A 9082-nucleotide genomic window follows, 5' to 3' on the forward strand; every position below is an offset into this window, starting at 1 on the left:
CGTCACGCTCCCGTCGTCGCGGTGGTTCGGTAGGCCCGCTCGCGTTCGGGACGCGCCCACAACGTGTCCTCGCCGACGTCGGTGCCGTCGGCGGCCAACATGCGTTTGAGAATCTTGTTGGTTGCCGTCGAGGGCAGCTCCGCGGTCAGCCGGACATAGCGCGGCCAGGCCTTGGGGGAGAGGTCCTCTTGAGCGGCCAGAAAATCCGAGAAATCGGCTTCGTTCAGTGCGGCGTCGTCGCGCAGCACCAGTGCCGCCATCACCTGGTCTCCGACGTTGCCGTCCGGCACGGCGTACACCGCAGCCTGGTTGATGTCGTTGTGGCGCATCAGGATCCGCTCGATCGGCGCCGCCGCCAGGTTCTCGCCGTCGACCCGCATCCAGTCGGCGGTGCGCCCGGCCAGGTATATCCAGCCGTCGGCGTCGGCGTAGGCAAGATCGCCCGACCAATACATGCCGTCGCGCATCCGCTCGGCAGTGGCCGCCTCGTTGTTGTAATAGCCCGAGAAGAATCCCGAGCCGGCGGTGTTGACCAGTTCGCCGATCGCCTCGTCGGCGTTGATCAGCACACCGTGGTCATCGAAGACCGCCGGCGGGCATTCGGTGTTCGTGTCGCTCTTGTAAATGGCGACGCCGGGGAAACCGCGTCCGACCGAACCGGGCGGGGTGCCTTCATCGCGGGTGATGGTGACGGCGTTCTCGGTGGAGCCGAAGGCGTCGACCACGTGGACACCGAATCGGCGGGCGAACTCACCGATGTCGCGCTCGGAGGCCTCGTTGCCGAAGGCGACCCGCAGTGGGTTGTCGGCGTCGTCGGGCTGCTCGGGATGCGCCAGCAGGTAGGCGAACGGCTTACCGACGTAGTTCATATAGGTGCCACCGTAGGCGCGGATGTCGTCCAAGAACCGCGAAGCCGAGAACTTCGCCGGCGCCATCGCCGCGCCGGCGGCCACCGCGGGGCCGAAGCCGGCCGCGATGGCATTCGAATGGAACAGCGGCATGGACAGGTAGACCACGTCGTCGGCGCCCAACTCGAATCGCTCGGTGAGGCTCTGCCCGGCGACCAGCACCATGAAGTGGCTGACCAGTACGGCCTTCGGGTCACCACTGGTGCCCGAGGTGAAGATCAGCATGAACGGGTCCAGCGGCGCCACCTGCCGATGCGGCTGGAGTACCCCGCCGTCGGCGCACTCGCTGGCCCAGGCCGGGTCGTCGACGTCGATGATCGTGACGCCGGGCAGCTCGAGTCCCTGTAGCAGCGCGCGGTGTTCGGCATCGACCAGCAGGATCTGCACATCGGCGGTGCGCAGGTCCCCGGCGAGCGCCGAGCCGCGACGGGTGTCGTTAATCCCGCACAGCACGTATCCGCCGAGCCCGGCGGCCGCCAGCGCGGTGAGCATCGCGGGGGTGTTGCCCAGCAGGGCACCGACGTGCAGGGGCCGGCCGGTATCGGCGCGCGCTATCACTGCGGCCCCGTGCCGCGCCGCCCGGACGAGGTACTCCCGCCAGGTCCAGCGGGTCCGCCCGCCATCGGCGTCGTCGTAGAGCACCGCCAGCCCGGTGTCGCCGATGCGTTCGGCGAGCAGTTGCTGCATGGTCTCGGCCATCGGACCTCCTAACCCGTGACCGTAGCGGTCGCGCCGACCAGGTGCCGGGTCAAGAACGCGATCTGGTGCTCGACGGCGTGATCGAACCAGTCGCCACCGGCGAAGACGTCGAAGTGATCGCAGGGGTAGTGCCGCACTTCGGCGCGGGCGGCGAACGCCGCTTTGGCGGCAGCCTGCGGGGGAGCGCCGCGGTCGAAGTCCGCTATCTGCACCAAGATCGGGCAGGTGATGGCTTCGGCGTGCTTGGCCGCCGGCCGGTAGGCGCCGAGCTGAACGCCGACCTGGGCATCGATCTCGTTGCGCCAGGTCGGGCCGGCCATCGCGGTGTAGGCCTCGTGGTAGCCGTCGGCGGTCAGGGTGGCCAGCTCCCCGGGGCGGCCCACCAGGGGGATGGTCGCGGGCGGCCCACCGAAGCGTTGGGCCAGCGCGCTGCGCCAACCCGTCGCCGTCGACCGCAGCATGGCTGACGGGCGATGGTGGGGCATTGCCGCTACCGCCGCTGCCGGACCGCTCACCAATGGTGTCAGCGCGATGGCGGCGGCGACGCCGGGCGTGGTGGCCGCCACCTCGAAGACATGCCCGCCGCCCAGCGAGACTCCCCACACCACGATCCGGCGCGGATCGACGCCGGGCTGCTCGGCCGCGGTCGAGCATGCCGCGCGGAAGTCCTCGATCTGTTCCTGCATGGAAATCCGTTGGCGCGGTTGAGCTTCTGACGCGCCGAAGTACCGGTAGTCGAAGGCGAAGGCAGCGAACCCGGCGGCGCTGAGCCGTTCGGCGAACGGCACAAGGCCGGAATCGACGGCGCCGCCCAACCCGTGTCCGAGCACCACGACCGGGGCTCCGTCGTCGTCACCATGCTCCGCGGGGAAGAACTGCCCGACACACGTGGCGCCGCCGTGGGTGAATCGGATGGTCTCGCTCATGCGGATACCTCCATCTTGTGCACGCCGGCCCATCCGGGCGCACCGAGTTCGGTGGCGCGTCGGGTGCCGCGCGGGATCTCCGCGGTGCGCATGTCGTGTTCGTAAAGGAAGTAGTCGAGCTGCTGAGTGTGCCGCGGGGTGTCGAGCATGTGGCCGGTGTACTTGCGCCGGTCCGCGTCGATCACTCGGCGCATTTCGGTAGCCGACGGCAGCCGGTAGCGGCCGGCCGCGTAGGCGCCGATGAGGCGGGCCTGGGACTCCACGAACGGGAACAGCGTCGGGGTGGCTTGGGCGAATCCGGCGAACACCAAGTCGTCGATGCCCGGGTAGAACATCCGCTTGTACAGGTCGATCCGATTGTCCGGTGCGCTGATGAATTCCGGGTCGAAGAACGGGAAGGTGATGTTGTAGCCGGTGGCGTAGATGATGACGTCGAATTGGCCGCTGGTGCCGTCGGTGAAGTGCACGGTGTCGCCGTCGAGCCGGCTGATGTTGGGTTTGGGAATGACGTCTCCGGACCCCAGCCGCAATGGCAGTTCCACCGATTGGGTGGGGTGCGCTTCGAAGAACTTGTGGTTGGGGGTGGGCAGCCCGAGGTCCTCGGGGCGCCCGGCGATGATCGGCTGCGCCCATTGAGCGACCTTGCGCTGCAAGGAGAACGGCAGATACGGGCTGGTCCGGAAGTACTTGTCGGCGGGCTTGCCGGCCAGGTACTTCGGCACGATCCAGGCGCCCGAGCGGGTGGACAGGGTCAGCTCGTTGTCCAGGGCCTTCGACGACAGTTCGACGGCGATGTCGGCGGCGCTGTTGCCCAGGCCGACGACCAGGATCCGTTTGCCGCTGAAGTCCAGCGGGGTCTTGGGGTCGATGTAGTGGTGCGCATGCAACGTCTCACCGCTGAATTCGCCGGGGAAGTCCGGCAGGCGCGGATCCCAGTGGTGCCCGTTGGCGACGACCAACAGGTCGAAGCGGCGACGCTGCCCGCCGGCCAGTTCCAGCTCCCAGCCGCCGCCGGAAAGACGGTGCGCGTGGGTGACTTCGGTGTCGAACTCTATGTTGCGTTTGAGCTCGAACGCCGCCGCATAGGACTCCAGGTACTCCTTGACCAGCGTGTGGTGCAGGAAGTCGGGGTAGTGCTCCGGCATGGGGAAGTCGCGGAACGACAGCTGGTGCTTGGAGGTGTCGATGTGCAGTGACCGGTAGGCGCTGGAATGTCCGTTCGGGTTGCCGAAGGCCCAGTTGCCGCCGATCCGGTCGGAAGACTCGAAGCAGGTGTAGTCAACCGCGTAGTCGCTCAGCATCTTTCCGGCGGTCAGGCCGCTGATGCCGGCACCGATGATCGCGGTGCGAGGTGAGGGCATGGGGAAACCTCCGGGATCCGGGGTAGACAGGTTTGCAGAAGTGTCTACGCGACGCGTCGCAATAGTACACACATCTGCGGATGTGTCTACTGCCTTGTTAGGCTTACCGACCAGGAGGTGGCCGTGAACGCAGCATCAGCGTCACCCGCATCCCCGTCGACAACCGATCGGCTTCTCGATGCGACCGAGAAACTGCTGGCCGACAAGGGGATCCGGGCGACGACGATGATCGACGTCGCCCAGGCAGCGGGGGTGTCCCGGGCCTGGCTGTACCGGAATTTCCCGGACAAGCCGACGCTGGTCGGCGCGGCGATCATCCGCCTCATCGAGACCAGCTGGGCCCAGACCCGCGCCGAGCTGTCGACGCTCACCGACTTCGAGGACCAGCTGGTGGCCGGAGTCCAGATCGGCCGCCGCGCCTACGACGATCCCGGCACGCTGCTGATGCGGCTGCGCACCGCCGAACCGGATGAGTTCACCGCCTGCGCCGGGGCCGGCGTCCGCGGCCTGGTGCCCGACCTCGCGGCGTTCTGGCAACCTTTTGTCGAAGCCGCCGTCGACGGCGGAGACATCCACCCCGACACCGACATTCCCGAGGCCAGTGAATGGATCGCCCGGGTGATGATCAGCCTGGGCAGTGTCCCGGGAAACCACATGGACCCCGACGATCCGGCAGCCGTGCGGCAGCATCTACGCCGCTACGTGCTGCCGGGCCTGCGACAGGCGCCGACGACTGCGACACCGAAGGGGAAGCGATGACGGAGTGGTTCCTATACCTCCCGCAAACCAGAATCGGCCTCGACGATCTGGTGTCGCGCGCACAAGCGGCCGAGGCGTCAGGCTTCGACGGCGTCGCGTTCCTCGATCACCTGGACACCCCGATGGACCCCGCTTCGCCGCTGTGGGAGGCGATGACCGTCGCCACCTGGGTGGCCGCCCACACCGAGCGGCTCAAGGTCGGCCACGTGGTGTTGTGCGACGGGTTCCGTCACCCGGCGGTGTTGGCCAAACAGGCGACCACCTTGGCCGAGGCCACCGGGGGGCGCTTCGAGCTGGGGCTCGGTTCCGGCTCGATGCCCGACGAACTGGTCAAGTACGGCATCACCACCGCCGGCCCGCGGCAACGCGTCGACGCGCTGGGGGAGACGCTGGCGCTGCTACGTGAGTACTGGAGCACCGCGGGGGCGCGGTCGCAGACTCCCGCGCCGACCCAGCCCATCCCCCTGGTGCTCGGGGGTGTCGGCCCCCGGATGCTCGAGCTGACCCGCCGCTACGCCGACTGGTGGAACCTGCCCGCGACGCATGTACACAAGTTGCCCGAGCTGCTGCCCTTGATCGGGTCTGCCCGCGCGTCGGTGCAGCAGATGGTCGGTTTCGCCCGGCGCGATCAGGATGTGGTGGCGGTATCGCAGACGGCGCAGCGGCGGTTCGGCCGGCTGGGATCGGGCCTGGTGTGCGGTGATGCAGCGGCGCTGACCGAGCATTTCCGGATGCTCGAAAGCCAAGGCGCACAGCGCTTCTACGTCTGGTTCGCTGATTTCGCGCCACCGGAGTCCATTGCCGAGTTCGCCGAGACCGTGATCCGGGCGGGTGGCTGAGCTCGTCAGCGTGATCGGCGCGGCGCGTTCCAGCGGATCTCGATGTCGTCGGCGGCGGTCTTCGGGCCGTCCAGATCGTCGGTAACGCGGACGCCCACCCGGCGCTGGGTGGTGGCGTCGACGAAGCTCAGCGGCGGTTTCCCGTCCTGGAGGTACTTGTCTCCCCACTGGGTCAAAGCCAGCATCACGGGCAAGAGATCCTCGCCCGCGGGTGTCAGCCGATACTCGTCTCGGGCCCGCTGGCCGGCCTCCTGGTAGGGGACCCGCGTGATGATCCCGGCGGCTTCGAGTTGCTTGAGCGCCCGCGAGACCGCCGGCGCCGAGGCGCCGAGGCGTGCCATGAAGTCCTCGAATCGACTGGTGCCGTAGAAGCATTCCCGCACCACCAGGAACGCCGTCTTGGTGCTCAGCACATCGAGCAGCCGGGCCACCGAACACGCATCGCCGGTGGACCAGCGCGTTCGGTCGCGCAACCGGGGCTCGAACTCCATGGGGACCAGCTTACGTGACTAACACTTGCGTTACCCAGATATCCGTGCTTCTCTCTTACTAACGGAGTCGTTAGTCAGGACGGAAGGGATCGGGAAATGGTTGCAATCGAAGGCAAGGTCGTGGTGGTCACCGGCGGCCGGCGGGGGCTGGGAGCGGCATTGGTGGACGAGGTACTGGCCCGCGGTGCGGCCAAGGTGTACTCGACGGCCCGCACCGCGTTCACCGACGAACGCCCCCGGGTGGTGGCCCACACCCTCGAAGTGACGTCCCCCGAGTCGGTCGCTGCGCTGGCCCAGGCCGCCGGCGACGCCGACATCGTGTTCAACAACGCGGGCATCCTGCTGCCTGCCGCGCTGCTGACCGGCGACTTCGCCGACATCACCACCACCTTCGACATCAATGTCTTTGGGCCGCTGCGGGTGGCCCGCGCGTTCGCGCCGATCTTGGCGGCCAACGGGGGCGGGGCGCTGGTCAACATGCATTCGGTGTTGTCCTGGCTGGCCGGCTCCGGTGCCTACGGCGCCTCCAAAGCCGCTGCCTGGTCGGTGACCAACTCGCTGCGCACGGAGCTGGCGGCCCAGCACACGCAGGTGGTCGGCGTGCACGCCGGGTTCATCGATACCGACATGGTCTCGGCGATCAGCGCGGCCAAGGTCACCCCGGCCGAGGTGGCCCGGCGCATCGTCGACGGACTGGAATCCGGTGCCCTCGAAGTGCTGGCCGACGACGTGTCTGTCGGTGTCAAAGCCGCACTGTCTGGTCCGGTCGAAAAGCTGTCGTTCGCCCTGCCGCACTGAGCGTCTGATCACGAAGGAGCACTGAACCGTCATGCCACTGTGGACAATTCACCACACCCCGGGCATCTTCACCGCCGAGCAGAAGCACGCGCTGGCCGCCCGCATCACCGACCACTACGAGGGTGCCGGGCTGCCACGCTTCTATGTGGTCACCGTCTTCCACGAGACCGCGCCGGAGGACTTCTACGTCGGGGGGGAGCCGACGCCAGTGGGTATTCGCGTCGTCATCGACCACATCGCCCGGCACGCCCACGACAAGGAAGGCCGCCGGCGGATCGCCGAATGGATCAACCAGATTCTTAGCCCCACGCTCGAGCGGCATCCGGGCCTGCACTCGGAATTCCACGTCGACGAGACCAGCGAGGAACTGTGGATGATCAACGGCCTGGTTCCGCCGCCGGGGGGATCGGACGCCGAGAAGCGGTGGGCCAAGGAGAACGTCGCGTCGGCGTACTAGGGGGGCGCTCCCCGGTACCGCGCCGCCAGCGCGGTACCGATCGCGGCCAGATGGTCACGCACGCCCTGCGGACCGGTTATCTCGAGCCATTCGACAAGCCCGGCGAGTTCGCCGGCGAGGGCGTATTCGTTGTAGCCGCGAATCACCACCTCGATCCGGCCATCGGGGGTAGGACCGCCCACGTCGAGGCGCCCACCGAGCATGCTCTGGAGCAGGCCCAGCCCGTCAGGTGCGCACACCGCCTGGATCTCGAGCGGGGTGCGCTTGCGGTCGACCTCGTCGGCGATCTCACGCCAGCTCTCGGCAAGGTCGAACCCCGTAGGCCGCTGGACGGGCTCCTCGGTCAACTCGACCGACGAGACACGATCGATTCTGAAGGTACGGCGGCCCACCTCGGTATGCGAGACCAAGTACCAGGTCGGGCCCTTGGCAACGATGCCCAGGGGGTGGACGGTCCGCTCGGTCTCGGCGCCCTTGCTGTCGACGTAACCGAGCCATACCTGCACGCCGCGGATGACCGCCTCCTGCAGCGCGTCGAGAAACCGCGGCGGCCGAGGCACCACCTGAGCTCCCCACCGCCGTGGGTCCACCACCACGGATGTCGCGGCGGCCTCGGCCTGCTCCCGGAAAGGCTCGGGCAGCGCGCGGACGAGCTTGCGCAGGGCGGCCTTGACTTCCGGGGTTGCCGTCGAAGCGGGTCCGGCGACCAGAAACAGCGCGCGGGCTTCGCTCGCGGTCAGCCCCGAGAGGTCGGTACGAGCGCCGCCCAGCAGGCGCCACCCGCCGCCGCGGCCCTGCATTGAGTACACCGGGACGCCGGCGACGCTGAGCGCGTCGAGGTCGCGGCGGGCGGTGCGCTCGGACACCTCCAGTTCCCGGGCGACCTCCAGCGCGGTGACCTGCTGGCGTTGTTGCAGCAGTAGGAGGGTGGCTAGCAGCCGGTCAGCGCGCACCCCAGCAGACTCGCACATAAAACCGGCCACAAGGTGTCCGGTTATGGTGACCACAATGTCGCCATGACCACACCGACCAGTTCTTCCGCAGCCCCTCTGACCGACCCGCGGCCCGTCCTCGACCGTGCCATTGCCACTGCCGCCGCCGTGATCGCCGGCGTCCGCTCTGACCAGTTCGCCAACCTGACGCCCTGCACCGAGATGAACGTGCAGGCCATGCTGATTCACCTGGTCGGAGTTGTTGACCGCATTGCCGCACTCGGCAACGGCGAGGACCCGTTCGCCGTCGCCGAACCGCAGATCTCCGACGATCGCTGGGCCGATGCGTGGCGGGAGTCCAGCAGACGTGCCGCCGACGCCTGGGGCGACGACGCCGTCCTCCAACAGCCCATGGCCCTGCCGTGGATCCAAGGCAGCGGCGCCGACGTCCTGGCCTCCTACCTCTCGGAGATCACGGTCCACACCTGGGACCTCGCGGCGGCCACCGGTCAGCAGCCCGATTGGGACGACACGGTGATCGCCGCGGCCCTGCAATCGGCGCACCGGATCCTGCCGGCCGAGAACCGCCGGGCGCTCTACGCGCAGATCTCTGCCGCGATGGGCCTGGACGAGGTGGCCATGCCGTTCGCCGAAGCCGTCGCCATTCCCGACGACGCCCCCGCCATTGACCGGCTCATCGCCTGGAACGGCCGCGATCCGCTCTGGTGATCTGTCCCGGCGGACCCGAAGCCGTCCCTACAAATAGGACAGGCCGAACCCCTAATAAGGGTTCGGCCTGTCCGGGATCTCCCGAGAGATCACAACTGTGGGCGAAGGGGTGTGTGAGTTCATGACATAGGTGACAGGTGAGTCGGGACATGGGTGACACCTGCGGTGATGGTCGATGAGTCG

General features: G+C 68.1%; 10 protein-coding genes. 5 read left to right on the top strand and 5 right to left on the bottom strand.

The annotated features are described in order from the left end of the window. Positions 1-2: 2 nt before the first annotated feature. The 3 genes from fadD1 to ACJH5R_RS21295 are packed head-to-tail and all read right to left on the bottom strand — an operon-like array spanning position 3 to position 3894. Positions 3-1607, bottom strand: coding sequence for a fatty-acid--CoA ligase FadD1 (gene fadD1 / locus ACJH5R_RS21285; RefSeq protein WP_406782847.1), 1605 nt, complete (start codon positions 1605-1607; stop codon positions 3-5). 8 nt (positions 1608-1615) lie between these two features. Beyond that, entirely contained in the window at positions 1616-2533 is a 918-nt protein-coding gene (locus tag ACJH5R_RS21290) for an alpha/beta hydrolase (RefSeq protein WP_406782848.1), read from the bottom strand. Continuing rightward, positions 2530-3894: a flavin-containing monooxygenase gene (locus ACJH5R_RS21295; RefSeq protein WP_406782849.1), complete on the bottom strand. Its 1365-nt coding sequence runs from the start codon at positions 3892-3894 to the stop codon at positions 2530-2532. The genes ACJH5R_RS21290 and ACJH5R_RS21295 overlap by 4 nt, the downstream gene beginning before the upstream one ends. A gap of 117 nt (positions 3895-4011) precedes the next feature. Between ACJH5R_RS21295 and ACJH5R_RS21300 the strand changes: the two genes are divergently transcribed. Together ACJH5R_RS21300 and ACJH5R_RS21305 are read left to right on the top strand one after the other, a co-directional pair. Next, on the top strand, positions 4012-4653 hold the full coding sequence (locus ACJH5R_RS21300) for a TetR/AcrR family transcriptional regulator (RefSeq protein WP_406782850.1): 642 nt from the start codon (positions 4012-4014) through the stop codon (positions 4651-4653). After that, a complete protein-coding gene (locus tag ACJH5R_RS21305; protein WP_406782851.1) occupies positions 4650-5492 on the top strand; it encodes an LLM class flavin-dependent oxidoreductase in 843 nt (280 codons plus the stop codon). The genes ACJH5R_RS21300 and ACJH5R_RS21305 overlap by 4 nt, the downstream gene beginning before the upstream one ends. A gap of 5 nt (positions 5493-5497) precedes the next feature. On the opposite strand, the gene ACJH5R_RS21310 is transcribed toward ACJH5R_RS21305, so the two are convergent. Further along, the gene (locus tag ACJH5R_RS21310; RefSeq protein ID WP_406759458.1) at positions 5498-5983 is read right to left on the bottom strand and encodes a winged helix-turn-helix transcriptional regulator; all 486 of its coding nucleotides are present in this window, start codon (positions 5981-5983) and stop codon (positions 5498-5500) included. Between the two features lie 96 nt (positions 5984-6079). Here ACJH5R_RS21310 and ACJH5R_RS21315 point away from each other — a divergent pair, with 96 nt between their 5' ends. Both ACJH5R_RS21315 and ACJH5R_RS21320 read left to right on the top strand, forming a co-directional pair. Continuing rightward, on the top strand, positions 6080-6781 hold the full coding sequence (locus tag ACJH5R_RS21315; RefSeq protein WP_406759459.1) for an SDR family oxidoreductase: 702 nt from the start codon (positions 6080-6082) through the stop codon (positions 6779-6781). 31 nt (positions 6782-6812) lie between these two features. Continuing rightward, positions 6813-7238: a tautomerase family protein gene (locus ACJH5R_RS21320; protein ID WP_406759460.1), complete on the top strand. Its 426-nt coding sequence runs from the start codon at positions 6813-6815 to the stop codon at positions 7236-7238. Here ACJH5R_RS21320 and ACJH5R_RS21325 read toward each other — a convergent pair. Continuing rightward, entirely contained in the window at positions 7235-8191 is a 957-nt protein-coding gene (locus ACJH5R_RS21325) for a helix-turn-helix transcriptional regulator (RefSeq protein ID WP_406759461.1), read from the bottom strand. The genes ACJH5R_RS21320 and ACJH5R_RS21325 overlap by 4 nt on opposite strands. A gap of 63 nt (positions 8192-8254) precedes the next feature. Between ACJH5R_RS21325 and ACJH5R_RS21330 the strand changes: the two genes are divergently transcribed. After that, on the top strand, positions 8255-8899 hold the full coding sequence (locus ACJH5R_RS21330; RefSeq protein WP_406759462.1) for a TIGR03086 family metal-binding protein: 645 nt from the start codon (positions 8255-8257) through the stop codon (positions 8897-8899). Positions 8900-9082 lie beyond the last annotated feature (183 nt).

Source organism: Mycobacterium sp. SMC-19, assembly GCF_045310815.1.
Lineage (GTDB): Bacteria > Actinomycetota > Actinomycetes > Mycobacteriales > Mycobacteriaceae > Mycobacterium.